23 protein-coding genes are annotated in these 26329 nt (G+C 58.8%); 14 read left to right on the forward strand and 9 right to left on the reverse strand.

All coding sequences use genetic code 11. The features are described 5' to 3' along the window. Positions 1–43: 43 nt before the first annotated feature. The 5 genes from DJ564_RS04850 to DJ564_RS04870 form a co-directional block, all read right to left on the reverse strand. Positions 44–2854, reverse strand: coding sequence for an FAD-binding and (Fe-S)-binding domain-containing protein (locus DJ564_RS04850; RefSeq protein WP_109627892.1), 2811 nt, complete (start codon positions 2852–2854; stop codon positions 44–46). After that, positions 2851–3522, reverse strand: coding sequence for a lactate utilization protein (locus DJ564_RS04855; protein ID WP_109627893.1), 672 nt, complete (start codon positions 3520–3522; stop codon positions 2851–2853). The genes DJ564_RS04850 and DJ564_RS04855 overlap by 4 nt, the downstream gene beginning before the upstream one ends. Continuing rightward, complete coding sequence (locus DJ564_RS04860) at positions 3522–4976, reverse strand: LutB/LldF family L-lactate oxidation iron-sulfur protein (RefSeq protein ID WP_109627894.1); 1455 nt, start codon at positions 4974–4976, stop codon at positions 3522–3524. Before DJ564_RS04860 ends, DJ564_RS04855 begins: the two co-directional genes overlap by 1 nt. Then, a complete protein-coding gene (locus DJ564_RS04865; protein WP_109627895.1) occupies positions 4973–5797 on the reverse strand; it encodes a (Fe-S)-binding protein in 825 nt (274 codons plus the stop codon). The genes DJ564_RS04860 and DJ564_RS04865 overlap by 4 nt, the downstream gene beginning before the upstream one ends. Before the next feature lie 151 nt (positions 5798–5948). Beyond that, positions 5949–7643: a lactate permease LctP family transporter gene (locus tag DJ564_RS04870; RefSeq protein ID WP_109627896.1), complete on the reverse strand. Its 1695-nt coding sequence runs from the start codon at positions 7641–7643 to the stop codon at positions 5949–5951. A gap of 262 nt (positions 7644–7905) precedes the next feature. On the opposite strand from DJ564_RS04870, the gene DJ564_RS04875 reads away from it, so the two are divergent. Beyond that, complete coding sequence (locus DJ564_RS04875; RefSeq protein ID WP_109627897.1) at positions 7906–8673, forward strand: GntR family transcriptional regulator; 768 nt, start codon at positions 7906–7908, stop codon at positions 8671–8673. 157 nt (positions 8674–8830) lie between these two features. Here the strand turns inward: DJ564_RS04875 and smpB are convergent, their stop codons facing one another. Beyond that, entirely contained in the window at positions 8831–9313 is a 483-nt protein-coding gene (gene smpB / locus DJ564_RS04880) for an SsrA-binding protein SmpB (RefSeq protein WP_109627898.1), read from the reverse strand. A gap of 118 nt (positions 9314–9431) precedes the next feature. Between smpB and DJ564_RS04885 the strand changes: the two genes are divergently transcribed. Genes DJ564_RS04885 through DJ564_RS04895 form a run of 3 tightly spaced genes read left to right on the forward strand, consistent with a single transcriptional unit; the run spans position 9432 to position 11584 of the window. After that, the gene (locus DJ564_RS04885) at positions 9432–10835 is read left to right on the forward strand and encodes a sodium-dependent transporter (RefSeq protein ID WP_109627899.1); all 1404 of its coding nucleotides are present in this window, start codon (positions 9432–9434) and stop codon (positions 10833–10835) included. 7 nt (positions 10836–10842) lie between these two features. Beyond that, the gene (locus DJ564_RS04890) at positions 10843–11277 is read left to right on the forward strand and encodes a type II toxin-antitoxin system RatA family toxin (protein WP_010463538.1); all 435 of its coding nucleotides are present in this window, start codon (positions 10843–10845) and stop codon (positions 11275–11277) included. Next, positions 11270–11584, forward strand: a complete 315-nt coding sequence (locus tag DJ564_RS04895; RefSeq protein WP_109627900.1) for an RnfH family protein — start codon at positions 11270–11272, stop codon at positions 11582–11584. The genes DJ564_RS04890 and DJ564_RS04895 overlap by 8 nt, the downstream gene beginning before the upstream one ends. 61 nt (positions 11585–11645) lie before the next feature. Here the strand turns inward: DJ564_RS04895 and DJ564_RS04900 are convergent, their stop codons facing one another. Next, positions 11646–12173: an outer membrane protein assembly factor BamE gene (locus DJ564_RS04900; protein WP_109627901.1), complete on the reverse strand. Its 528-nt coding sequence runs from the start codon at positions 12171–12173 to the stop codon at positions 11646–11648. Between the two features lie 97 nt (positions 12174–12270). Here DJ564_RS04900 and fur point away from each other — a divergent pair, with 97 nt between their 5' ends. Next, positions 12271–12675, forward strand: a complete 405-nt coding sequence (gene fur, locus DJ564_RS04905; RefSeq protein WP_003197684.1) for a ferric iron uptake transcriptional regulator — start codon at positions 12271–12273, stop codon at positions 12673–12675. Between the two features lie 75 nt (positions 12676–12750). Here the strand turns inward: fur and recN are convergent, their stop codons facing one another. Beyond that, entirely contained in the window at positions 12751–14424 is a 1674-nt protein-coding gene (gene recN / locus DJ564_RS04910; protein ID WP_109627902.1) for a DNA repair protein RecN, read from the reverse strand. Positions 14425–14664: 240 nt separating this feature from the next. Between recN and grpE the strand changes: the two genes are divergently transcribed. From grpE to DJ564_RS04955, 8 genes are all read left to right on the forward strand, one after another. Further along, positions 14665–15231: a nucleotide exchange factor GrpE gene (gene grpE / locus DJ564_RS04920; protein WP_109627904.1), complete on the forward strand. Its 567-nt coding sequence runs from the start codon at positions 14665–14667 to the stop codon at positions 15229–15231. 102 nt (positions 15232–15333) lie between these two features. Further along, the gene (gene dnaK, locus DJ564_RS04925; RefSeq protein WP_109627905.1) at positions 15334–17250 is read left to right on the forward strand and encodes a molecular chaperone DnaK; all 1917 of its coding nucleotides are present in this window, start codon (positions 15334–15336) and stop codon (positions 17248–17250) included. 297 nt (positions 17251–17547) lie between these two features. Then, on the forward strand, positions 17548–18672 hold the full coding sequence (gene dnaJ, locus DJ564_RS04930; protein ID WP_109627906.1) for a molecular chaperone DnaJ: 1125 nt from the start codon (positions 17548–17550) through the stop codon (positions 18670–18672). A 10-nt stretch (positions 18673–18682) separates the two neighbouring features. Then, complete coding sequence (gene dapB, locus DJ564_RS04935) at positions 18683–19486, forward strand: 4-hydroxy-tetrahydrodipicolinate reductase (protein ID WP_109627907.1); 804 nt, start codon at positions 18683–18685, stop codon at positions 19484–19486. Positions 19487–19744: 258 nt separating this feature from the next. Then, the gene (gene carA / locus DJ564_RS04940) at positions 19745–20881 is read left to right on the forward strand and encodes a glutamine-hydrolyzing carbamoyl-phosphate synthase small subunit (RefSeq protein ID WP_045060050.1); all 1137 of its coding nucleotides are present in this window, start codon (positions 19745–19747) and stop codon (positions 20879–20881) included. Between the two features lie 121 nt (positions 20882–21002). Beyond that, a complete protein-coding gene (carB, locus tag DJ564_RS04945) occupies positions 21003–24224 on the forward strand; it encodes a carbamoyl-phosphate synthase large subunit (protein WP_109627908.1) in 3222 nt (1073 codons plus the stop codon). Further along, complete coding sequence (gene greA, locus DJ564_RS04950; RefSeq protein WP_010463507.1) at positions 24221–24697, forward strand: transcription elongation factor GreA; 477 nt, start codon at positions 24221–24223, stop codon at positions 24695–24697. Before carB ends, greA begins: the two co-directional genes overlap by 4 nt. Positions 24698–24725: 28 nt before the next feature. Continuing rightward, the gene (locus tag DJ564_RS04955) at positions 24726–25130 is read left to right on the forward strand and encodes an MFS transporter (RefSeq protein ID WP_109627909.1); all 405 of its coding nucleotides are present in this window, start codon (positions 24726–24728) and stop codon (positions 25128–25130) included. Positions 25131–25139: 9 nt separating this feature from the next. Here DJ564_RS04955 and DJ564_RS04960 read toward each other — a convergent pair whose 3' ends face one another. Continuing rightward, a complete protein-coding gene (locus tag DJ564_RS04960; RefSeq protein ID WP_008057408.1) occupies positions 25140–25448 on the reverse strand; it encodes a YhbY family RNA-binding protein in 309 nt (102 codons plus the stop codon). Positions 25449–25553: 105 nt separating this feature from the next. Here DJ564_RS04960 and rlmE point away from each other — a divergent pair, with 105 nt between their 5' ends. Continuing rightward, positions 25554–26183 (forward strand): 23S rRNA (uridine(2552)-2'-O)-methyltransferase RlmE, encoded by a 630-nt coding sequence (gene rlmE, locus DJ564_RS04965; protein WP_008005470.1) that lies wholly within the window; start codon positions 25554–25556, stop codon positions 26181–26183. The last annotated feature ends 146 nt before the right edge of the window (positions 26184–26329 follow it).

Raw genomic sequence — 26329 nt, forward strand, 5'->3', positions numbered from 1 at the left:
CATGAAAAAGGGGCGAAATCGCCCCATTTTCACCAAAGTACCCTCAAGCCGGACGCACTTGCGTCACACGATCCACCAAGTAAACCAAGCCGTGATAGTCGATCCCGCCATGTTGGCTCAGGCCGATTTCGCAGGTGCGGCTGGTGGAAATGCCTTCTGCGCAGAACTGCACGGCGTCTTTCAGGCTGCGCAGTGAGTGAGCGTTCAGTTCGGGAGTGGTGAAGCCCTTGTCCCCGGCAAACCCGCAACAGTGAATGCCCTCGGGAATGACCACGTTGTTGCTGCACTTACGCGCCAGATCAATCAGCGCCTGACTCTCGCCAAGGTGCTGGGTGCTGCAAGTGACGTGCACCGCGATCGGCGCTTCCTGCGGTGTGAAATCCAGGCGATCCATCAAATGCGTACGGATGAATCGCACCGGGTCGTAAAGGTCGAGTCGGACTTCGCCCAAATCCTGAACCAGCCGTAACGTGCACGGGCTGGTGTCGCAATAGATCGGGTCAAGCCCACCGCGACTGGCGTGCAGCAACGCGCCGATCAGTTCCTGGCGTTTGTGTTCGGCCTGTTCGGCGTAGCCCTTGGAGGCAAACGGCTGACCGCAGCAGAGGCTGTCCTGATTGTCCGGAAAGACTACCTGGTAACCGGCCTTTTCCAGCAGCCCACGGGTTTTGTCGTACAACGACATCTGCTCTTTATCACCCGCCGCCGGGCCCATGACTCGCGAGACACAGGCCGCCAGATAGACCACGCGGGGGCGCTCGTCCGATACGACCGGGCTGAAGCGAATGGCTTTTTCCGGCTGCGGCATGGCGTTGGTCCATTGCGGGACCTGGCCTTTGGACAACTTGGTCAGCGTTGCCGACAGCTTGGCCAGACGCGGCGCGCCCAGCAGCATCCGCGCGCCGTTGGCCACATGCAGGGTGAAGCGCGCGCCTTGCAATGCGGTGGCGAAATTTCCTTCAAGCCAGTTGGCGGTTTTCGTATGCGTCGCCTTACGGCTGCGGAGCTTTTTCACCAGCTCGCCGGTGTTGATGCCTACAGGGCAACGTTGCGCACATAACCCTGTGGCGGCACAGGTGTCGATGCCTTGATATTCGTAAGCAGCTTCAAGCTCGGAGGTGTCGACGCCTGCGCGTTTCTTCGCCTGGATATCCCGCCAGATCACGATGCGCTGGCGCGGGCTCAGGGTCAGTCCTTTCGACGGGCACACCGGTTCGCAGAAACCGCACTCGATGCACTTATCCACAATCTCATCGGCGGCCGGCAGCGGTTTCAGATGCTTGAGGTGGATCTGCGGATCCTCGCTGAGCACCACGTCCGGGTTGAGAATGCCATTTGGGTCCAGCAGGCGTTTGAGCTGCCACATCAACTGGTAAGCATCGCTGCCCCATTCCAGTTCGACGAAGGGCGCCATGTTGCGGCCGGTGCCGTGCTCGGCCTTCAGCGAACCGCCGAATTCCACCGCCACCAACTGCGCCACGTCGTCCATGAACGCTTGGTAGCGTGCGACTTCTTCCGGGTTGTTGAAACCTTGGGTGAAGACGAAGTGCAGATTGCCTTCCAGCGCGTGTCCGAAAAGGATCGCTTCGTCGTAGTGATGTTTGTCGAACAGCTCGATCAGTCGGTTCACGCCGATGGCCAGTTGTTCCACAGGGAAGGTCACGTCTTCGATGATCACCGTGGTGCCGGTTTTGCGCACCGCGCCGACAGCGGGGAAGGTGTCTTTGCGGATCGCCCAAAGCCGTGCGTTTTCTACCGGGTCCTCGGTGAAGTCGACTTGTTTCTCCACGGGGAACGAGGTCAACGACGCCATGATCTGCGCCAGTTGTTCCTGTAGCAAAGTGGACGATGCGGCGCGGGACTCGATCAGCAGCGCGCAGGCATTGTTCGACAGCTGTTGTACGAAAGCCGGCATGCCGGGTTTGTCCTGCACCGAACGCAGGCTGCGACGGTCCAGCAGTTCGACGGCGGACACCGGCTGGCTTTTCAGCACGGTGACGGCGTTGCAGCAGGTTTCCACATCTGGGAATACGATCAGTGCCGAAGCCTTGTTCGGGTGGTCGATGACCGTGTCGTAGGTCACCGCGCTGATGAAGCCGAGCGTGCCTTCGGAACCCACCAGCAAGTGGCTCAAGATATCCACAGGCTCGTCGAAATCAACCAAGGCATTGAGTGACAGGCCGGTGGTATTTTTCAGACGGTATTTGTGGCGGATTCTTGCGGCCAGTTCGGCATTGGCGCGGGTTTCGCGACCCAAGGTCGCCAGGCGCTCAAGCAGCGAAGCATGACTCTGGCGAAACGCCGCGACACTCGCCGCATCTTCGGTGTCGAGACGGCTGCCGTCAGCCAGCACCAGGCGAATGCCGGCCAGCGTGTGGTAGGTGTTCTGCGCGGTGCCGCAGCACATGCCGCTGGCATTGTTGGCAACGATGCCGCCGATTTTGCAGGCGTTGATCGAGGCCGGGTCCGGGCCGATCTTGCGCCCAAAAGGCGCCAGCCAAGCGTTGGCCTGCGCGCCGATCACGCCCGGTTGCAGGCGGATTTGCGTGCCTTGGCCGCGGATCTCGCGACCGTTCCAGTTATCCCCAAGCACGATCAGCACCGAGTCGCTGATGGCTTGGCCGGACAGGCTGGTGCCGGCAGCGCGGAAGGTCACCGGGACCTGATCCCGTTGCGCCAGTTTGAGCAGCGCGACCACTTCGTCTTCGGACTCGACGCGGATCACCAGTTTCGGAATCAGCCGATAAAAACTGGCGTCGGTGCCGAAGGCCAATGTCGACAGCGGGTCGTCGAAACGTCGCTCTTGAGGGATCAGTTGCTGCGCATCGCGCAGGAAAGCCGCGGGTAGACTCATTGGTCCTCCAGAATCAAAACCACCAGGTCTTTCGGGCCGTGCGCGCCGTAGGCCAGGACTTGCTCGATGTCAGCGGTTTTCGACGGACCGGACACCAGCAAGGCGTTGGTGGGCATGCCTTGGGCCCAGTTGAATTCCTGTTGCACCTGATAGAAGTTGTCGCGGATTTCACTGGCCTTGAGCAGGGCAAAATGCACCGGCGGTACCAGGCTCATCAGGCGCGGTTCTTCCCGCGTCGGCCAGAGAATCAGGCTACCTGTCGCGGCAATGGCGCCGAGGGTGGTGGTCAGGCTGGCTGGGGTGTCGTTGAACAGCTCGGCTTTCCATACTTCAACCGGGCGGACGTAGGACTTGAGTGTCGGCAGACCCGGATTGTTCGCCCAGTGTTGAGTGACACGTTGCCCATGAGGCGTCGTCGGTGCGATCAACAGACTCGGCAATTGGCGGTCCCACAGCAACTGTGCGAGCAGCGCCGGCCAATCTGCGCCGGACGTCAGATGGATTTCGGTGTGCACCGCTTCCATCAGCTTGCGCAGTTGCGGGATGCGTTGTTCGGCGGTGTAGGTATAAGGCGCAGTCACCAGCTCGACGTCGAATTCATCGGGCACGGGCGTGGTGCCTGTCAGACTTTTCCGTAACTTGGCGAGGATGTTTTGCTTGGCGCTCATCAACGATCTCCCTGTTTGGCCAGATGCTCGCGGGCCATGTCATGCAGTGAGCGGGCAGCGGGTTTCGGTGCGCTGTGGTTTTGCGTCCACGGGCCAACATTACTCGGTGCCAGGGCGCGCAGCCGTGTGGCGAAAAAGCCGAACAGACGATACAGCGTCGGCGAGCTGTTGAGCCTGGCCCAGGCGTTCCAGATAAAACGTTCCTTGCGCGAATACTTGCTGCCCTGGCCGCGCATGACTTGATGCGGACTGTCCGGGGCTTTGACGTTCTCTTCCCGCAGGCGACGCAGCAGGGCCGGGATCGGAATTTTTACCGGGCACACTTCACCGCAAGCACCGCACAGCGACGACGCGCTCGGATGGTCCGGGACGTTCGCCAGGCCGACCATGTGCGGGGTGATGATTTTTCCGATAGGCCCAGGGTAAACCTCCCCATAGGCGTGACCGCCGATTCGAGTGTAGACCGGGCAATGATTCATACACGCGCCGCAGCGGATGCAGTTCAGGGTCTGGCGCAATTCACTGTCGGCGAAGGCCTGACTGCGACCGTTGTCGAGCAATACCAGGTGCACTTCCTGAGGGCCGTCGAGTTCATGTTCCTTGCGCGGGCCGGAGATCATGTTGACGTAGGTGGTGATCGGCTGGCCGAGGGCCGAGCGGGTCAACAGTGATAGCAGCGGCACCACGTCGCGCAGGTTTTCCACGACTTTTTCGATGCCGGTGACGGCGATATGAACCGGCGGCACCGTGGTGGTCATGCGGCCGTTGCCTTCGTTTTCCACCAGCAGCAGGGTGCCGGTTTCGGCCACGGCGAAGTTGACGCCGGAGACGCCGATGTCCGCTTCGAAGAATTTCTGTCGCAAGACTTTGCGACCGATCTGAATGAGTTGGTCAACGTCCTTGGTGTACTCCACGCCAAGTTTGTCGTGGAACAAGGACGCGACCTGACCGGCATTCTTGTGGATCGCCGGCATAATAATGTGTGAAGGCTTCTCGTGGTCGAGCTGGACGATGTACTCGCCCATGTCCGATTCCAGGCATTCAATGCCCCGATCAGCGAGGAAGTGATTCATCTCCATCTCTTCGCTGACCATCGATTTGCCCTTGATCACTTGCCGCCCCTCGTGAGCGCGGATGATCGAGAGGACGATGCCATTGGCTTCGTCCACCGTTTCCGCCCAGTGCACTGTCACACCGTTGCGGGTCAGGTTCTGTTCAAGCTGCTCGAGCAGGTCGGGCAGCTTGGATAACGCTCGGGCGCGGACAGCATTGCCCAGCGCGCGCAAATGTTCTCTTTCGTGGGCATCGCTGAAGGACGCTGCCCGTTTGGTCATCAGAGAATCCATCGCAGTGCGAAAGTTATTTCGCAGTTGCTGGTCACCCAACGCCTTGTGAGCCCGGGTGCGAAAATCTTCTTCCACTGCAACCGTAGGAATAATCGCGGAAGCGTTCATAGAACACCTCCGGTTCGCCGCCAAAGGAAACTGGCCAGATGTTGGCCGCGCAACGCTTCCTTCTGTTTCTCCAGCGAGCCGTTGATGTTCATCAGGCAACCGCAATCGGCACTGAGTACCTTGTGCGCGCCGGACTCCTTCAACGACCGGGTCTTGTCAGCCACCATCGCGCCGGAAATGTCTGGCATACGGACGCTGAAAGTCCCACCGAAGCCACAGCATTCACTTTCATGGCTGTGGTCGACTCGCTCCACGTTGCTCAATTGCGACAACAACTCGCGACCGTGCAGGTGGGTGTTCATCTCACGACGCGCCGAACACGAGGTGTGCAAGGCCACTTTCACCGGCTCACCGCTGTCCTTGAGCTGCACCTTGCAGACAAACAGCAGGAACTCGGCGAGTTCATAGGTCCGGGCCGCCAGTGCCTGAACCTGTTTCAGCGTTTGCGGCTCGTCCTTGAACAAGTCTGCATAGTGTTCGCGCAACATCCCGGCACACGATCCCGACGGCACCACCACCGGGTAATCCCCGGCGAACAGCGCCAGTTGCGAGCGCGCCACGGTCCTTGCCTGCTCGGTGTAACCCGAGGTGTAGGCCGGTTGTCCGCAGCAGCTCTGCCCTTGCGGGTACTCGACACGAATGCCTTCACGTTCCAGCAAGTGGATCGCATCCATCCCGGCTTCGGGGTAGAACAGATCCACCACGCAGGTCCCGAACAGGTAGACCCGTGACGGTTTCTCGCTGGGGTATTGCCGAGGCTCAGGCAGTGGCGGGGCCACGCGGGTCGCGTTCGGCACGGCGTTGTAAAAAAGCTCGCTCATCAGGCGTGTCTCCGGGTGGTCCCGGTTATCCGTCCGTTGAGGCTGCTGAATATAAAGAGGGAAGCTTTCAGCAGCCTTACAGACCGGGTTGTGAATAGCTGACGCCGGAATCGTGGTCCGGCGTCGGTTTTTTCGATGCTGCTTGTAGGTCTTAGTGCACCAGCATGCCGGTGAGCCAGTAGGCCTGGATGTAGGTGATCAGGCCGACGATCGTTGCAAAGAACAGGCTGTGCTTGAGGGTGAAACGGAACAGATCCGATTCCTTGCCCACCAGGCCAGTCGCGGCGCAGGCCACGGCGATCGATTGCGGCGAGATCATCTTGCCGGTCACGCCGCCGCTGGTGTTTGCCGCGACCAGCAGCACATCGCTGACGCCGATCTGGTGCGCGGTGGTCGCTTGCAACGAACTGAATAGCGCGTTGGACGACGTGTCGGAACCGGTCAGGAACACGCCCAGCCAGCCGAGAAACGGCGAGAAGAATGGGAATGCCGCGCCAGTGCCAGCCAATACCAGCGCCATAGTCGAAGACATGCCCGAATAGTTGGTGACGAAGGCGAACGCCAAGACCATGCCGATGGACAGAATCGGCCAGCGCAGTTCGTAGAGAGTCTCTTTAAAAGTGGTCAGACCAGTTTTGATATTGATCTTCAGCACCAGCATCGAGATCAGTGCGGAGAAGAAAATCGCCGTGCCGGTTGCGGAAATCGGGTCGAGCTTGAACACCGCTGGAATGGCGGTCGGCGCGGTCACGATCGGCGCGACCTTGATCACCATCTGATCCAGGTGCGGGATGGCGAAGTTAAACACCCAGCTGTACATCGAACCGCCGGCAGCGAACATTGCCTTGAACGGTTTCAGGGTCCAGATGGTGACCAGCACGGTGAGAATCAGGAACGGCGACCAGGCTTTGATGATTTCGAACAGGCTGTAAGGCGACGCCACGCTGGTGCGCGGCTGGCCGAAACCACCGGCGCTGGCGGTCACCACCGAGGCCGAGACGGCACCGACGATGTGTTGGCCGGCGGCGCGTTTCGGCTGCCAGACTTTCAAGAACAGCGTCAGGGAAATCAGGCTGGCCAGGGCCGAGGTGATGTCCGGCAACTCAGGACCGATGAAGTTCGACGTGAAGTATTGGGTGATGGCAAAGCTCAAGCCGGCCACCAGCGCAGCAGGCCAGGTCTCACGAACGCCGCGCAGGCCGTCCATCATGAACACCAGCCAGAACGGCACGAACAGCGACAGCAGCGGCAGTTGACGACCGGTCATGGCGCCGATCTTGAACGCGTCGATGCCGGTCACTTGCCCGGCCACGATGATCGGAATCCCCAAGGCACCGAAGGCCACTGGCGCGGTGTTGGCGATCAGGCACAGACCTGCTGCATACAGTGGGTTGAAGCCCAGTCCTACCAGCAATGCGGCGGTAATCGCTACCGGTGCACCGAAACCGGCGGCACCTTCAAGGAACGCACCGAAGCAGAAGCCGATCAGCAGCACCTGCAAACGCTGGTCGTCGGTGATTGACAACACCGAGCTGCGGATGACCTCGAACTGACCACTCTTGACCGTCAGTTTGTAGAGGAACACGGCCGCGACAATGATCCACGCAATCGGCCACAGACCGTAGGCGAAGCCATACCCGGCGGCGGCGAACGCCATGTCGACTGGCATCTGGAAGGCGAAGATTGCGACGGCGATGGACAACGCCAGCGTGATACTGCCGGCCACGTGCCCTTTGAGGCGGAACACCGCCAACGCCAGGAAGAAAAACACGATGGGGATAACGGCGGCGAGCGCGGAGAAGCCAAGGCTGCCGAGCGGGGTATAGAGCTGTTGCCAGGTTTGCATATGGGGTGGCCCCTAATTGTTGTTGGTCAGGCACTGGTCAGCGTTCTTGGATAATTGGTAATACCAATTTACAATCGCTGTTGGCTAGGGTAAAAGCGTTGTGTGTGGCGTGTCAATTTGTCGCCCTAGAACTTTTGTCGAATAAGCGCTGTGACGCGTGCTTGATCCGCTTTAACAAATGCCGTCTGGTAGGTGCTGGCACAGCGCCGATAGGCCAGAATAGAGAGCCCGGCGAGCCGTCGGGACCGTGGAGAATTGAGTTATGGGGTTTGATCAGATTCGTCAGCGCCGTTTGTCTGACGATATTGTCGAGCAGCTCGAGGGCATGATCCTCGAAGGCACGTTGAAGTCTGGCGAGCGCTTGCCGGCCGAACGCGCGTTGGCCGAGCAGTTCGGCGTGTCACGCCCTTCGTTGCGTGAAGCGATTCAGAAACTGGCGGCCAAGGGCTTGCTGGTCAGTCGCCAGGGCGGCGGCAATTATGTGGTGGAGTCGCTGGGTTCGACCTTTAGCGATCCGCTGTTACATCTGCTGGAAAGCAACCCTGAAGCGCAGCGCGATCTGCTGGAGTTTCGCCATACGCTGGAAGCGTCCTGCGCCTATTACGCGGCATTGCGCGCGACGGATGTCGATCGCGAGCGTCTGACGGCAGCTTTCAATGAATTACAGGACTGCTACACGCGTCACGATGAAGTGAGCCGGGCGGAAGAGGGCGCGGCGGACGCGAAATTTCACTTGGCGATTGCCGAAGCCAGTCACAACGCCGTGTTGCTGCACACCATTCGTGGGCTGTTCGATCTGCTCAAGCGCAACGTGGTGACCAACATTGGCGGCATGTACAAACAGCGTACGGAAACCCGCGACATGCTGATCACGCAGCACCGGGAGTTGTACATGGCAATTATCGAGGGGCGGGCAGAGCAGGCGCGGGAAGTGTCCAGCCGACACATTCTGTATGTGCAAGAAGTGCTGGAAGAGGTGCGTCAGGAAGTGCAGCGCGTGGCCCGGGCGGAACGGCGCAAGGGGATGTAGTCAGGTGACCTGATGACCTGTGGCGAGGGAGCTTGCTCCCGCTGGGGCCCTAAGTGGCCCTCGCTAGTCGCCGCTGTCATGAAGACTGCTGGCGACTGCTGGCGACTGCTGCGCAGCCGAACGGGAGCAAGCTCCCTCGCCACAATCGGGTGGAAGATTATTCTTCCTTGCCCTTGTTGCGCACCGCACGCTGCAACTCGCGACCGGCATCGCGTTCGCGTTCGGTATCACGCTTGTCGTATTCCTTCTTGCCCTTGCCCAGAGCGATCTCGCACTTGACCATGTGCTTGCTCCAGTACCAGGACAGGCACACGCAGGCATAGCCTTTTTGTTGCACGGCGGCGGCCAGCTTTTCCAGCTCGCGGCGGTTGAGCAGCAATTTGCGGGTGCGGGTCGGATCGGCGATGACGTGGGTGCTGGCGGTCATCAGCGGCGTAATGTGGCTGCCGAGCAGCCAGGCTTCGCCATCTTTGAGCAGCACATAACTGTCAACCAGTTGCAGCTTGCTTGCCCGCAGACTTTTTACTTCCCAGCCGGCCAGGACCAGACCAGCCTCGAACTTATGCTCGATGAAGTAATCGTGTCGCGCCTTTTTATTTTGCGCGATGGTCCCTGTAGGGTGTTTCTTCTGTTTAGCCATAGGGGCGGCATTATAGGGAGTTGCAAGCAAGTCGGCTACGGTATCGCTACGTGCTTGAGCAGGTTGATTGAATCCCGGACAATGCGGCCTCTTTTTTGAACGCTTGGGCGTGATAACGATGTCGACAGACAAGGTTTCTGTCCACGGCAGTTGGGCTAGCCGCTGGGTCTTCATACTCGCCGCGACCGGTTCGGCCGTGGGCCTGGGTAGTATCTGGAAATTCCCGTACATGGTCGGCGTCTACGGCGGCGGCGCCTTCGTGCTGATGTTCCTGGCCTGTATCGCGCTGATCGGTGTGCCGGTCATGCTGGCCGAAACCCTGATTGGCCGCCGTGCGCGGCAGAGCCCGGCCAACGCCTTGAAGGTGCTGGCACAGGAAGCAGGGCATTCGGGCAAGTGGTCCTGGGGCGCATTCGCCGGGATGATCACGGCGTTGCTGATCCTGTCTTTCTATAGTGTGGTCGGCGGCTGGTCGCTGGATTACATCATCGACATGGGTCGTGGCGACTTCCAGGGGGCGACGCCTGATCAGGTCGGCGCGTACTTTGGCAATGTGATCGCCGATCCGTGGCGCCTGACACTTTGGCACACGATTTTCATGCTGCTGTCTGCCGTCGTCATCGCCAAAGGTGTGGTCGCCGGGCTTGAACGCAGTCTGCGGATCATGATGCCGCTGCTCTTTGTGATGATTCTGGTGCTGCTGGGCTATAGCATGACCACCGGGCATTTCATGGAAGGCGTGCATTTCATGTTCGACTTCCACCCGGAAAAAGTCCTCGACGGCTTGTTGCCGGCCATGGGGCACGCGTTCTTCTCCCTGAGCGTGGGTGTTGGTTCGATCATGATTTACGGCGCTTACATGCCGAAGCATTCATCCATCTCCGGCACCGTGGTCGGTGTGGCGCTGCTCGATACCTTCGTTTCGCTGGTGGCGGGTCTGGCATTGTTTCCGATTGTGTTCGCTGCAGGCCTCAACCCGAGCGAAGGCCCGGGCCTGATGTTCGTCAGTCTGCCGTTTGCCTTCGGTAACGTAGCGTTCGGCCAGTTGATGGGCGTAGTGTTCTTCGTACTGGTCGCGGTGGCAGCCTGGAGCTCGGCGATTTCCCTGCTTGAGCCGATGGTGGCTTACCTGGTCGAACGCACGAAAATCAGCCGCGCCTGGGTGACTTTCTGGCTGGCGTTTATCTGCTGGTTCGTGGGGCTGGGCACGGTGTTTTCCTTCAATATCTGGAAGGAAGCCAAATTTTTCGTGAACGAAGGCGGGATGTTCCATCTCTATCAATGGGGTGCGGCCAGTGGCTTGGACTTCTTTGGCGTGATCGATTTCTTCACTTCGCGGATCATGTTGCCACTGGGTGGTTTGTGTTTCGTGGTCTTTGCAGGTTGGATCATGGGCCGTGAAGCAGTACGCGATGAGCTATCGATCCGCAGTCCCATATTGTTCGGTCTGTCCCTGTTCTTGATGCGCTATGTGGCGCCCATCGGCATTCTCGTAGTGTTTGCCGCACAGCTGTGGAAGTGACGCTTACATGACGACACACATTCAACGTTCGGCGTTGCTGCCATATCCGGCGCAAGCGCTTTATGACCTGGTCAATGACGTGGCGCGTTACCCGGAATTCCTGCCGTGGTGTTCGACCGCCGAAGTGCTGGAAAGCACACCCGAGCACATGCGCGCGAGCGTCGGAGTGGCCAAGGGCGGGTTGAGTCAGCATTTCGTCACCAGAAACACGTTAGTGCCCGGTCATTCGATCGAGATGAACCTTGAGGAAGGTCCTTTCACCCAGCTGCATGGCATTTGGGTGTTCAAGCCGTTGGGCGAAAAGGCCTGCAAGATCAGTCTGGACCTGTCGTTCGATTACGCCGGGCCGATTGTCCGCGCGACCTTGGGGCCGCTGTTCAATCAGGCAGCGAATACGTTGGTGGATGCGTTTTGCCAGCGCGCCAAACAAATGCATGGTTGAGTCGATGGTTGACGTCGAGGTGGTCTACGCCGCGGTTGATCGTCAGGAGCTTCTTTGTGTGACGGTGCCGGCTGGAACGACCGTGCGCGCGGCTTTGCTGAAATCGGGCGTTGGCGAAACCTTTGCGGAGCTTGATCTGACGGATTGCCCGGTGGGGATTTTCGGTAAAGTGATCACTGATGCGGACAATCGTGCTGTCCAGGCGGGTGATCGCATCGAGATATACCGGCCATTGCTGGCCGATCCGAAAGAGGTTCGTCGGCTGCGTGCCGCCAAGGCTGCCGAGGCCAAAGCCCGGAATCAGTGAATCGCCCAAACGCCAGACAATAAAAAACCCGGAAATTCCGGGTTTTTTATTGCGTCGCAAATTATTGCGGCGAAGTATCCAGCGGTTCTGGCGTCGGGACCGGAACGGTTTCTACGCCGTCTACGTCCTTCTGGATCTGGTCCAGCAACGAACCTGGCTTGACCGGTTTTTCCGGTTTCGGCTTCTCGGCGTTTTCTGCCGGTGCAGTGACTGTCGTGCCACTGTCCTTGCCGAGAATGGCTTCGTCGCGGCTCACGCCTGGCATGAAATCACCAGAGAGGCTGACAAGCTGGTCATTTGGGTTGAAGATAACGCTAATGCGTTCCTGTTGGCGTTCACCGCCACCCGGTTGCAGGCTGTACAGATAATCCCAGCGATCGGCATGGAACGTGTCGGTCAGCAGGGGGTTGCCCATGATAAACCGTACTTGCTTACGGGTCATTCCCGGGCGTAACTGGTTTATCATGTCCTGCGTGACGACATTGCCCTGCTGGATGTCGATTTTGTAAACCCCGGGGAATGAACAACCGGCGAGTGCGAGCAGTCCCACAAAGGTGAAACTGGTTAGCAAGAGCTTGGTGTTTTGCATCGGTGGGCGACTTCCACTATCTTGGCTGGGACAACGTAAACGCCGATCATACCCGCATTAAGAGAAGCTGCGAAGCAGCATCGCGAGAAAGCTGACCATGGTTGAAAATAGCGAACTACGCAAAGCCGGCCTCAAAGTGACCCTTCCACGGGTCAAAATTCTGCAAATGCTCGATTCCGCCGAGCAACGCCACATGAGTGCCGAGGATGTTTACAAGGCGCTGATGGAGGCTGGTGAGGACGTCGGTCTGGCCACGGTTTACCGTGTACTGACTCAGTTCGAGGCAGCTGGCCTTGTGGTGCGGCACAACTTCGACGGAGGCCATGCGGTCTTCGAGCTGGATGACGGCAAGCATCACGACCATATGGTCAACGTCGAAACCAGCGAAGTGATCGAATTCTTCGACGAAGAAATCGAGCGCCTGCAGAAAGCCATCGTCGATAAGTACGGCTTCGAGATGGTTGATCACAATCTGGTGCTGTACGTGCGCAAGAAAAAGTAAGCATGTCGCGCGAATTTCACATTCGCGAAACGAGCGAAGGCGACCCCGTGGTCGCCTTCGTGCTTTCTGCCGTTCTCAAATTTTTGCGGTGACAACCATTTTTTTCGCGTGAGCCAGGGATTCCTTGGTCAGGTCGATGCCGCCCAGCATCCGCGCCACTTCTTCGACGCGATCATTCTTGCTCAACTTGGAAACAGCCGTGTGGGTTGCCTCCTCACCGCGCACCTTGTGCACGAACAGATGTTGATGGCCCTGAGCGGCCACTTGCGGCAAGTGAGTCACCGTCAGCACCTGTCCGCGCTCACCAAGGCGACGCAGCAATTGGCCAACGATTTCGGCAGTTGGGCCGCCGATGCCCACGTCCACTTCGTCGAACACCAGCGTCGGTACGCGCGAGGTCTGCGCGGTGATCACCTGAATAGCCAGGCTGATCCGTGACAACTCACCGCCTGAAGCGACTTTGGCCAAGGCTTTCAATGGCTGGCCGGGGTTAGCGCTGACCAGCAACTCTACCTGCTCAAGTCCATTAGGCAGCAGTTCATCGCTGCTGTTTGGGCGTAATTCGATGGTGAAGCGCCCACCGGGCATGCCCAGGCGCTGGATTTCCTGCTCCACTGCACTGGCCAGGCTGTTCGAGGCTTGATGACGCAAATCACTTAGCTCCCGAGCCTTCTCCTGATAATGACGGGCATAAGAAGCCAGCTCATCGCTCAGTCGCTCGATGGATTCGTCGTTGGCGTTCAGGGTTTCGATTTCATCCAGCAAACGCTGCTGCATCTCCGCGACCTCGGTCGGCTGGATGCGGTGCTTGCGCGCCATGGTGTAGATCGCGTCCAGGCGTTCTTCCAGGTACTGGAGTCGTGCCGGGTCGGCGTCGAAATTGTCGAGGAAGCGGTTCAGTTCACCGACGGCTTCTTCAACCTGTATCTGTGCGCTGGTCAGCAGGCTGCTGGCTTCGCCCAGTGCGCCGATCGAGTTATTGACGCTCGATAGACGATTAAGGCTGGCGGTCAGCGCGTTCAGGACATTCCCGGAATCACTTTCGCTGCATTGCTCGACCACTTGCCGGCAGATACCCAGCAGGGTTTCGGCGTTGGTGAGGTTCTTGTGTTCCTGTTCCAGTTGCTCCAGCTCGTTTTCGCCGAGGCCAAGGTTTTCCAGTTCTTCAAGTTGATAGCTGAGTAATTGATGGCGAGCGCGCTGCTCGTCGCCGGAATTGGAGAGACGCTCCAGCTCCTGGCGAGTCTGGCGCCAGCGTTGGGCTGCCAGTTGTACCTGGCGGGCAAGGTCGGTGGCGCCGGCGTATTCGTCCAGCAGGCGGCGGTGGGTGTCGGTCTTGAGCAGGGATTGGTGTTCGTGCTGACTGTGGATATCGATCAGCAGTTCGCCGAGGGCCTTGAGATCGCCGAGCGGGCAGGGCGTGCCGTTTATATAGCCGCGCGAGCGTCCTTCGGCGGTGATCACCCGACGCAGGATGCACGGGCCATCGCTCTCCAGATCGCGTTCGGCCAGCCAGGCGCTGGCTTCCGGGATGTCGACCAGGTCGAAGGTTGCGAGGATGTCGGCCTTGTCGGCGCCGGGACGGACCACGCCGCTGTCGGCGCGATCGCCCAGGGTCAGGCCGAGGGCGTCGAGCATGATCGACTTGCCGGCGCCGGTTTCCCCGGTTATCACGCTCATCCCGCGATCGAGTTCGAGATCGAGATGTTCAACGATGGCGTAGTTATGTACGGACAGGTGCACCAGCATAAAGGCCGCTCCCAGGCTTTAGGTCTGGTTATTTATACAGTGTTTTATTTGCGGCTGACAATGCCCCCTCTTAGCTCGATTTGCTCGGTCTGACGAAATGCTTGGTCCGTCGAGCAATCGCAATGCAGCGTTTTTTGTAGGGTTAATCGCAGTCCACCCCTTGAAGCTGATTTTTGCGGCCCCATATACCGGGACAGAAGCGCGAGTTGAGCTCGCGGACGTTATTGAAAGGAGAATTCTATGGCTGACGAACAGACAGTGGATACGCAAAATCTAGACGCCGATCAGGCTGCCCAGGATTCGGGTGATGAGCTGGCGGCTCGTGTACAAGTGCTCGAAGAGCAATTGGCTGGCGCTCATGATCAAGCTTTGCGTGTAGCGGCTGATCTGCAGAACGTCCGCCGTCGCGCCGAGCAAGATGTAGAAAAAGCGCACAAATTCGCCCTGGAAAAATTTGCGGGCGATTTGTTGCCGATTATCGACAGCCTGGAGCGGGGTCTGGAGTTGTCCAACCCGGATGACGAAAGCATCCGTCCAATGCGCGAAGGCATCGAGCTGACTCTGAAAATGTTCCAGGACACCCTGAAACGTTATCAGCTGGAAGCGATCGATCCGCATGGCGAACCGTTCAACGCCGTTCTTCATCAGGCGATGGCCATGCAGGAAAGCGCCGACGTAGAGCCGAACAGCGTTCTCAAGGTGTTCCAGAAAGGTTATCAGCTCAACGGTCGTCTGCTGCGCCCGGCCATGGTTGTGGTCAGCAAGGCCCCTGCGCCAGTTTCGCCTTCTATTGATGAGCAGGCTTGAAATTAGCCGCAAGGCCCCCATTTAGAAGTCAAGCGTTTAAGTGCTACCGCAGTTAGCCACCACTGCTGCGGCAACCAAATCCAAAGTTTCGGGAGAGTGAACATGGGCAAAATTATCGGTATCGACCTGGGGACTACCAACTCCTGCGTCTCCGTGATGGAAAACGGCAAAGCCAAAGTTATTGAAAACGCTGAAGGCGCGCGTACCACGCCGTCGATCATCGCTTACGCCAACGATGGCGAAATCCTGGTTGGCCAGTCGGCCAAGCGTCAGGCTGTGACCAATCCGCATAACACCCTGTACGCGGTGAAGCGTCTGATCGGTCGTAAGTTCGACGAAGAAGTCGTTCAGAAAGACATCAAGATGGTGCCTTACAAAATCGCCAAGGCTGACAACGGCGACGCGTGGGTAGAAGTGAACGGCCAGAAAATGTCGCCGCCACAGATCTCGGCTGAAATTCTGAAGAAAATGAAGAAGACCGCCGAAGACTACCTCGGCGAGCCAGTGACTGAAGCGGTGATCACCGTTCCGGCCTACTTCAACGACAGCCAGCGTCAAGCCACCAAAGACGCCGGCCGTATTGCTGGCCTGGACGTAAAACGCATCATCAACGAACCAACCGCAGCCGCTCTGGCTTACGGTATGGACAAGGCGAAGGGCGATCACACTGTGATCGTTTACGACTTGGGCGGCGGTACTTTCGACGTTTCCGTGATCGAAATCGCTGAAGTCGATGGCGAGCACCAGTTCGAAGTGTTGGCCACCAACGGTGACACGTTCCTGGGCGGTGAAGACTTTGACATTCGTCTGATCGACTACCTCGTTGACGAATTCAAGAAAGAAAGCGGCATGAACCTTAAAGGTGATCCGCTGGCCATGCAGCGCCTGAAAGAAGCCGCTGAAAAAGCCAAGATCGAACTGTCCTCGAGCATGTCGACCGACGTGAACCTGCCGTACATCACTGCAGATGCCACCGGTCCCAAGCACTTGAACGTGAAAATCTCCCGCGCCAAGCTCGAAGCGCTGGTAGAAGACCTGGTTCAACGCACCATCGAACCTTGCCGCATCGCTCTGAAAGACTCCGGCATCGACGTTGGCGCGATCAACGACGTGATCCTGGTCGGCGGTCAGACCCGTATGCCACTGGTTCAGAAGCTGGTGACCGAGTTCTTCGGTAAAGAAGCTCGTAAAGACGTAAACCCGGACGAAGCTGTTGCCATGGGTGCTGCGATCCAGGGCGCCGTACTGGCTGGTGACGTGAAAGACGTCCTGCTGCTCGACGTCAGCCCGCTGACCCTGGGTATCGAAACCATGGGTGGCGTGATGACCGCGCTGATCGAGAAAAACACCACGATTCCTACCAAGAAATCGCAAGTGTTCTCGACTGCCGACGACAACCAGGGCGCCGTGACCATTCACGTACTGCAGGGCGAGCGTAAGCAAGCCGCTCAGAACAAGTCCCTGGGCAAGTTCGACCTGGCCGAGATTCCACCAGCACCACGCGGTGTGCCACAAATTGAAGTGACCTTCGACATCGACGCCAACGGCATCCTGCACGTAGGCGCCAAAGACAAGGCCACCGGCAAGACTCAGTCGATCGTGATCAAGGCCAACTCGGGTCTGTCCGAGGAAGAGATTCAGCAGATGATTCGCGATGCTGAAGCCAACGCCGAGGAAGACAGCAAGTTTGCAGAGCTGGCCGCTGCCCGTAACCAGGGTGATGCACTGGTTCACTCGACGCGCAAAATGGTCGCCGATGCTGGCGATAAAGTGACTGCTGAAGAGAAAACTGCAATCGAAGCCGCTGTTGTTGCCCTGGAAGCCGCTGTCAAAGGCGACGACAAGGCTGCAATCGAAGCCAAGGTTGAAGAGCTGTCGAAAGTCTCCGCTCCAGTGGCGCAGAAGATGTACGCCGAACAGGCTCAGCCTGCTGAAGGCGCGGCACCGCAGGACGACAAGGCTGAAAAGGCTGACGACGTTGTCGATGCCGAGTTCGAAGAAGTCAAAGACCACAAGTAAGTTGTTGGTCGCCCGGTTGACTGCCTTCAGGCGGTGACTGGTAGGATGTCGCCGCGCGGGAGCTTGCTCCCGCGTTGGCGTGTCTGGAGTTAGCGAATTTTTACAGCATGCGACAACGCTCGGATGCTGATGGTATGGCCGGGAATGCTCCTGCTTTTCGAGCCGAAAGTACCGCATAGAATCAAAGACCAGGATCGTTGAATTGACGTGAGTTGGGTCCGGGCCTGTATTGGGGCTCAACGAGTTTGGCGAGGCTCAGGAGGGGTTTGCCGAACGTCCTTAAGAGTGCAAAGACTTATGGCAAAGCGTGACTATTACGAAGTATTGGGTGTTGAGCGTGGCTCAAGCGAAGCGGACCTGAAAAAGGCCTACCGTCGCCTGGCGATGAAGCACCACCCGGACCGTAATCCTGACGACAAAGCGTCGGAAGAGATGTTCAAAGAGGCCAACGAGGCCTACGAAGTGCTGTCCGATTCCAGCAAGCGCGCGGCGTACGATCAGTACGGTCATGCCGGCGTCGACCCGAGCATGGGTGGCGGCGGTGCCGGGTTTGGTGGTCAGAACTTCTCCGACATCTTTGGTGATGTCTTCAGTGACTTCTTCGGTGGCGGTCGCGGCGGTTCCCGTGGCGGCGCCCAGCGCGGCAGCGACTTGCGCTACACCCTGGAGCTGAACCTGGAAGAAGCGGTGCGCGGCACGACGGTGAATATCCGCGTTCCGACACTGGTCAACTGCAAGCCATGCGATGGCTCGGGTGCCAAGAAAGGCTCCTCGCCGGTCACCTGCCCGACGTGCGGTGGTATCGGCCAGGTGCGCATGCAGCAGGGCTTCTTCTCGGTGCAGCAGACCTGCCCGCGTTGCCATGGCCAAGGCAAAATCATTTCCGACCCGTGCAACTCCTGCAACGGCGAAGGCCGTGTGGAAGAGTACAAAACCCTTTCGGTGAAAGTGCCGGCCGGTGTCGATACCGGTGATCGCATTCGTCTGTCCGGCGAAGGCGAGGCGGGTGCGCAGGGCGGTCCGACGGGCGACCTGTACGTGGTGATCAATGTGCGCGAGCACGCGATCTTCCAGCGTGACGGCAAGCACCTGTTTTGCGAAGTGCCTATCAGCTTCGTTGATGCTGCGCTGGGCGGCGAGCTGGAGATTCCGACCCTTGATGGTCGAGTCAAACTGAAAATCCCTGAAGGGACCCAGACCGGCAAGCAGTTCCGTGTTCGCGGCAAAGGCGTTGCGCCCGTGCGTGGCGGCGGTGCCGGTGACTTGATGTGCCGTGTGGCGGTCGAAACCCCGGTCAACCTGGGCCGTCGTCAGCGCGAATTGCTGGAAGAGTTCCGCAGCTCGCTGGCAGACGATAACAGCCATTCGCCGAAAACCACCGGTTGGTTCGAAGGCGTGAAGCGCTTCTTCGGCGATTTGTAAGGAGACAGGCATGCGACGTATTGCAGTGATGGGCGCCGCGGGGCGCATGGGCAAAACCCTGATCGAAGCCGTGCAGCAGCAGCCGGGCGCCGGTCTGACGGCGGCCATTGATCGTCCGGACAGCTCGCTGGTCGGCGCCGATGCCGGTGAGCTGGCTGCGCTGGGTCGTATCGGTGTGCCGCTGTCGGGTGATCTGGATCGCGTGGTCGACGAGTTCGACGTGCTGATCGACTTCACGCACCCGACGGTGACCCTGAAGAACCTCGCGTTTTGCCGCAAGCATCACAAGGCGATGATCATCGGCACCACCGGTTTCAGCGTTGAAGAGAAGCAGTTGCTGGCAGAAGCGGGCAAGGACATTCCGATTGTCTTTGCGGCTAACTTCAGCGTCGGCGTCAACCTGTGCCTGAAGCTGCTCGACACCGCTGCTCGCGTGTTGGGTGATGATGTCGATATCGAAATCACTGAAGCCCACCACCGGCATAAAGTCGATGCGCCGTCCGGTACAGCCGTGCGCATGGGTGAAGTGATTGCCGATGCGCTGGGGCGTGATCTGAAGAAGGTGGCGGTCTACGGTCGTGAAGGTCAGACCGGCGCTCGTGCTCGCGAAACCATCGGCTTCGCCACGGTGCGTGCCGGTGACATCGTCGGTGATCACACCGTGCTGTTCGCCGCCGATGGTGAGCGTGTCGAGATCACGCACAAGGCGTCCAGTCGCATGACCTTCGCCAAGGGGGCCGTACGCGCCGCTTTGTGGCTGGACGGTCGCGAGCCTGGCCTTTATGACATGCAAGACGTGCTCGACCTTCGTTAAGAAGTGCCTGAAATCGGGTTCAAACACAGCGTTTGAGCCCGGTTTTACTCCGCCAAGCGACGTCCTGTCGCATTCTCCGGCCTTTAAGGCTCATTGGCGGTAGACCAAAAATGCCTTTTTCTGTAAGCTACAGCTTTAGTGTGTTCACTAAAAGCGCGCAGAATAATTCAGTGAATGAGCGGGGTGACGTGTCCATACGTCACTCCGCTTTTTTACACCTGCGATCGCCCTTTCAGGCTTTATTTACGGGAGGTCTTCTTGACTAAGCCAGCCATACTCGCCCTTGCTGATGGCAGCATTTTTCGCGGCGAAGCAATTGGAGCCGACGGTCAAACCGTTGGTGAGGTGGTGTTCAACACTGCCATGACCGGCTATCAGGAAATCCTTACCGATCCTTCCTACGCCCAACAGATCGTTACCCTGACTTACCCGCACATCGGCAACACCGGCACCACGCCGGAAGACGCCGAGTCCGACCGCGTATGGTCCGCTGGCCTGGTCATCCGTGACCTGCCGCTGGTTGCGAGCAACTGGCGTAACACGATGTCCCTGTCCGATTACCTGAAAGCCAACAACGTTGTGGCCATCGCCGGTATCGACACCCGTCGCCTGACGCGCATCCTGCGTGAGAAAGGCGCGCAGAACGGCTGCATCATGGCCGGTGACAACATCTCCGAAGAAGCCGCCATCGCCGCAGCCCAGGGTTTCCCTGGTCTCAAAGGCATGGACCTGGCGAAAGTCGTCAGCACCAAAGAGCAGTACGAATGGCGCTCGACTGTCTGGGACCTGAAAACCGACAGCCACGCGACTATCGACGCCTCCGAGCTGCCGTACCACGTGGTGGCCTACGACTACGGCGTCAAGCTGAACATCCTGCGCATGCTGGTCGAGCGCGGTTGCCGCGTGACCGTAGTGCCGGCGCAAACGCCAGCCGCCGACGTTCTGGCGATGAAGCCTGACGGCGTGTTCCTGTCCAACGGCCCTGGTGATCCGGAGCCTTGCGACTACGCGATCCAGGCGATCAAGGACGTGCTCGAAACCGAAATTCCGGTATTCGGCATCTGCCTTGGCCACCAACTGCTGGCCCTGGCCTCCGGCGCCAAGACCCTGAAAATGGGTCATGGCCACCACGGTGCCAACCACCCGGTCCAGGACCTGGACAGCGGTGTGGTGATGATCACCAGCCAGAACCACGGTTTTGCGGTAGACGAAGCGACCCTGCCAGCCAACGTTCGCGCGATTCACAAGTCGCTGTTCGACGGCACCCTGCAAGGCATCGAACGTACCGACAAGAGCGCCTTCAGCTTCCAGGGTCACCCTGAAGCCAGCCCTGGCCCGAACGACGTAGCGCCATTGTTCGATCGCTTCATCAACGAAATGGCCAAGCGACGCTAATCGCTCGCCTTGATGTTGCATAGCTTGAGGGGCGGTCCCGAACACCGGCGGCCCCCCTCAAGGCTTCACAGATTGAACAAGACGGCTTGCCGACTGACCTGCGGATTTGAGTGACAAACCCATGCCAAAACGTACAGACATAAAAAGCATCCTGATTCTCGGCGCTGGCCCGATCGTGATCGGCCAGGCCTGCGAATTCGACTACTCCGGCGCCCAGGCCTGCAAAGCCCTGCGCGAAGAGGGTTACCGCGTCATCCTGGTGAACTCCAACCCGGCGACCATCATGACCGACCCGGACATGGCTGACGCCACGTATATCGAGCCGATCAAATGGCAGACCGTGGCCAAGATCATCGAGAAAGAGCGTCCGGACGCGCTGCTGCCGACCATGGGTGGCCAGACCGCTCTGAACTGCGCACTGGATCTGGAGCGCGAAGGCGTTCTGGAGAAGTTCGGCGTAGAGATGATCGGCGCCAACGCTGACACCATCGACAAAGCTGAAGACCGCTCGCGTTTCGACAAGGCGATGAAATCCATCGGCCTGGACTGCCCGCGTTCGGGTATCGCCCACAGCATGGAAGAGGCTAACGCGGTCCTCGAAAAGCTCGGCTTCCCATGCATCATCCGTCCTTCCTTCACGATGGGCGGCACCGGTGGCGGTATCGCTTACAATCGCGAAGAGTTCGAAGAAATCTGCGCCCGTGGTCTCGATCTGTCGCCGACCAAAGAGCTGCTGATCGACGAATCCCTGATCGGCTGGAAAGAGTACGAGATGGAGGTTGTCCGCGATAAGAAGGACAACTGCATCATCGTCTGCTCCATCGAAAACTTTGACCCGATGGGCGTGCACACCGGTGACTCGATCACCGTTGCTCCGGCACAAACCCTGACGGACAAGGAATACCAGATCATGCGTAACGCCTCCCTGGCGGTGCTGCGTGAGATCGGCGTGGAAACCGGCGGCTCCAACGTTCAGTTTGGCATCTGCCCCGATACTGGCCGTATGGTCGTGATCGAGATGAACCCGCGTGTATCCCGCTCTTCGGCCCTGGCCTCGAAAGCCACTGGTTTCCCGATTGCGCGTATCGCTGCCAAGCTGGCGATCGGCTACACCCTGGACGAACTGCAGAACGAAATCACCGGCGGCGCTACTCCGGCCTCCTTCGAGCCGTCGATCGACTATGTAGTGACCAAGCTGCCACGCTTCGCCTTCGAGAAATTCCCGAAAGCCGACGCGCGCCTGACCACTCAAATGAAGTCGGTCGGTGAAGTCATGGCCATCGGCCGGACCTTCCAGGAGTCCCTGCAGAAAGCCCTGCGCGGTCTGGAAGTAGGCGTTTGCGGCCTGGACGAGAAGCTCGACCTGAGCAGCCCGGAAAGCATGAGTATCCTCAAGCGCGAACTGACCGTGCCGGGCGCCGAGCGTATCTGGTACGTGGCTGACGCGTTCCGCGCGGGCCTGTCGGTCGAAGACATCTTCGGCATGAACATGATCGACCCGTGGTTCCTGGTGCAGATCGAAGATCTGATCAAGGACGAAGAGAAGGTCAAGACCCTGGGGCTGGCCAGCATCGACCGCGACCTGATGTTCAAGCTCAAGCGCAAAGGCTTCTCCGACATGCGTCTGGCCAAACTGCTGGGCGTGACCGAGAAAGCTCTGCGCCGCCACCGTCACAAGCTCGAGATCTTCCCGGTCTACAAGCGCGTTGACACCTGCGCGGCCGAGTTCGCCACCGACACCGCCTACATGTACTCGACTTACGAGGAAGAGTGCGAAGCAGCGCCGTCGGGGCGCGACAAGATCATGATCCTCGGCGGCGGTCCAAACCGTATCGGCCAGGGCATCGAGTTCGACTACTGCTGCGTACACGCGGCACTGGCCCTGCGCGAAGATGGTTACGAGACCATCATGGTCAACTGCAACCCGGAAACCGTTTCCACCGACTACGACACCTCCGATCGCCTGTACTTCGAGCCAGTGACCCTGGAAGACGTGCTGGAGATCTGCCGAGTCGAGAAGCCAAAAGGTGTGATCGTCCAGTACGGCGGCCAAACCCCGCTGAAACTGGCGCGTGCCCTGGAAGAGGCCGGCGTGCCGATCATCGGCACCAGCCCTGACGCCATCGACCGCGCCGAAGACCGCGAACGCTTCCAGCAGATGGTTGAGCGCCTGAACCTGCGTCAGCCGCCAAACGCCACCGTGCGCAGCGAAGACGAAGCAATTCGTGCCGCTGCCAAGATCGGTTACCCGCTGGTGGTTCGTCCGTCCTACGTACTGGGCGGCCGCGCGATGGAAATCGTCTACGAAGAAGAAGAGCTCAAGCGCTACCTGCGTGACGCGGTGAAAGTATCCAACGACAGCCCGGTGCTGCTTGACCACTTCCTCAACTGCGCCATCGAAATGGACGTGGATGCGGTCTGCGACGGCACCGACGTGGTGATCGGCGCGATCATGCAGCACATCGAGCAGGCCGGCGTTCACTCAGGTGACTCCGCATGCTCCCTGCCGCCGTACTCGCTGCCGGCGCACATCCAGGACGAAATGCGCGAACAGGTCAAGAAAATGGCCCTGGAACTGGGCGTTGTCGGCCTGATGAACGTTCAGTTGGCGCTGCAAGGCGAAGACATCTACGTCATCGAAGTCAACCCGCGCGCTTCCCGTACCGTACCGTTTGTGTCCAAGTGCATCGGTGTTTCCCTGGCAATGATCGCTGCCCGCGTCATGGCCGGTAAAACCCTGAAAGAAATCGGCTTCACCAAGGAAATCATTCCGAACTTCTACAGCGTGAAAGAGGCGGTGTTCCCATTCGCCAAATTCCCTGGTGTGGACCCGATCCTGGGCCCGGAGATGAAGTCCACCGGTGAAGTGATGGGCGTGGGCGACACCTTCGGCGAAGCGTTCGCCAAGGCCCAGATGGGCGCCAGCGAAGTGCTGCCGACCGGCGGCACCGCGTTCATCAGCGTGCGCGATGATGACAAGCCACTGGTTGCAGGCGTGGCCCGTGATCTGATCAACTTGGGCTTCGAAGTGGTCGCCACTGCCGGGACTGCCAAGCTGATCGAAGCGGCAGGCCTGAAAGTGCGTCGTGTGAACAAGGTGACTGAAGGTCGTCCGCACGTGGTCGACATGATCAAGAATGACGAAGTCACCCTGATCATCAACACCACCGAAGGTCGTCAGTCGATCGCTGACTCGTACTCCATTCGTCGTAATGCCTTGCAGCACAAGATCTACTGCACCACCACCATTGCCGCTGGCGAAGCCATCTGCGAAGCGCTGAAGTTCGGTCCCGAGAAGACTGTGCGCCGCTTGCAGGATCTACACGCAGGATTGAAGGCATGATCAAGTACCCAATGACCGTCCAGGGCGCGAAAGCCCTGGAAGAAGAACACGCTCACCTGACCAAGGTCGTCCGTCCGAAGCTCAGCCAGGACATCGGCACGGCCCGCGAGTTGGGTGACCTGAAGGAAAACGCCGAATACCACGCTGCTCGCGAGCAGCAGGGGATGGTCGAGGCGCGGATTCGTGACATCGAAGGCCGGATTCAGAATCAGGTCATCATCGACGTCACGACCATTCCTCACACAGGCAAAGTGATTTTCGGCACCACCGTTGAAATCGCCAACGTTGAGACGGATGAAAGCGTCACTTACCACATCGTGGGTGAGGATGAGGCTGACTTCAAACTCGGCAAGATTTCGGTCGGCTCTCCACTGGCCCGCGCCTTGATCGCCAAGGAAGAGGGTGATGTGGTTGCCGTGAAAACGCCGGGTGGCGTTATCGAGTACGAGATTGTCGAAGTCCGCCACATCTGAAAGACGGCGCCCGCTCCGTGCGGGCGCCATGCTTTGGCAACTGGCCCAGATGTTATGGGTGGGTGGCTTGTGGCTGTTACACATTGGTCTGCTGCCGGTGCTGGGCCAGATAGGCCTGGCGCCGCTGCTGATCGACGAAATTGCAGGCGTGCTGAATGCGCTGATGGTGGGATTCGCCACAGCGTGCGTGATTTTTCAGGCTTTGGTGCTGGTTCAGGCCGAGGGCCTTGCCAGTCTATGGCGCGATATTCGCGGGCAAATGCTGCTGATGGCACTGTATGCGTGCGGGATGTTTTTCGCGGTGCGAGTCGGTTGGCCGGATGCAGTGCGTTGGCAGGTGTTCAGCTATCTGGTTCTGGGGCTTTCCGGGCTGGTGCTGGTGTTGCAGCCGGTGCCTGGATGGAGTGGCAGGGTGCGCGAAGCACACCCTTGACCCTTGCCATCACTTGAAGCGATGAACGTTCGACAGCTGCTTGTTGACGCTGAAGTTCTTGCGATAAATCAGTGCCATCTTGCCGATGACCTGAACCAGATCCGCTTTGCCGACCTTGCACAGTTCTGCAATGTTCGCCAGGCGCGACTCGCGATCGAGGATGTTGAGCTTGATTTTAATCAGCTCGTGATCCGCCAAAGCGCGTTCAAGTTCGGCTAACACACCTTCAGTCAAACCGTTGTCAGCCACAATCAAAACTGGTTTCAGATGGTGGCCAATGGATTTGTACTGTTTCTTCTGCTCTTGAGTGAGCGGCATAATCTGACCCCTGCGTCTGATCTTGTAAAAAGCGGCGGCCAGTTTACCCGAGCGAGTCCCGGACCGCCCAGTTAATCACGACCCGTTTTATTTTCGAGGTGGCCCGTGGCCCGTTCCAAGACAAGCCTTAAATGGCTGCAAAGACATGTCAATGATCCCTATGTGAAGCAGGCGCAGAAGGATGGTTATCGCTCGCGTGCGAGTTACAAGCTTCTGGAGGTCCAGGAGAAATACAAACTGATCCGTCCGGGTATGAGCGTTGTCGATCTGGGAGCGGCGCCCGGCGGCTGGTCGCAGGTCACTAGTCGGCTGATCGGTGGTCAGGGGCGTCTAATCGCCTCGGACATCCTGGAAATGGATAGCATTCCGGACGTGACTTTCATCCAGGGTGACTTTACCCAGGACGAAGTGCTCGCTCAGATCCTTGAAGCCGTGGGTAATTCGCAGGTGGACCTTGTGATTTCCGATATGGCCCCCAATATGAGTGGTACGCCTGAGGTGGACATGCCAAAAGCCATGTTTCTATGTGAGCTGGCTCTTGATCTGGCGGCTCGGATACTCAAGCCGGGTGGTAATTTCGTGATCAAGGTGTTTCAGGGCGAAGGGTTTGATGCTTACGTGAAGGACGCTCGTCAGAAATTCGACAAGGTCCAGATGATCAAGCCGGACTCTTCCCGTGGCAGTTCCCGCGAGCAATACATGCTGGCTTGGGGCTACCGCGGCCGTAGTGAGTAAATCGAGGTTTTTTTGCGGGTCGATAGGATTTTCGTATTTCGCCCCGTGAGCATTAGCGAATATTGTGTAGAAAGTGTTTCACAAAGGGTTACAGACGGCGCCTGCCAGAGTCGTAGGTAATGTAGTAAGTTAGGCCGGTGAATATC

Origin of the sequence: Pseudomonas sp. 31-12, from assembly GCF_003151075.1 — a bacterium.
In the GTDB taxonomy this organism is placed as follows: domain Bacteria; phylum Pseudomonadota; class Gammaproteobacteria; order Pseudomonadales; family Pseudomonadaceae; genus Aquipseudomonas.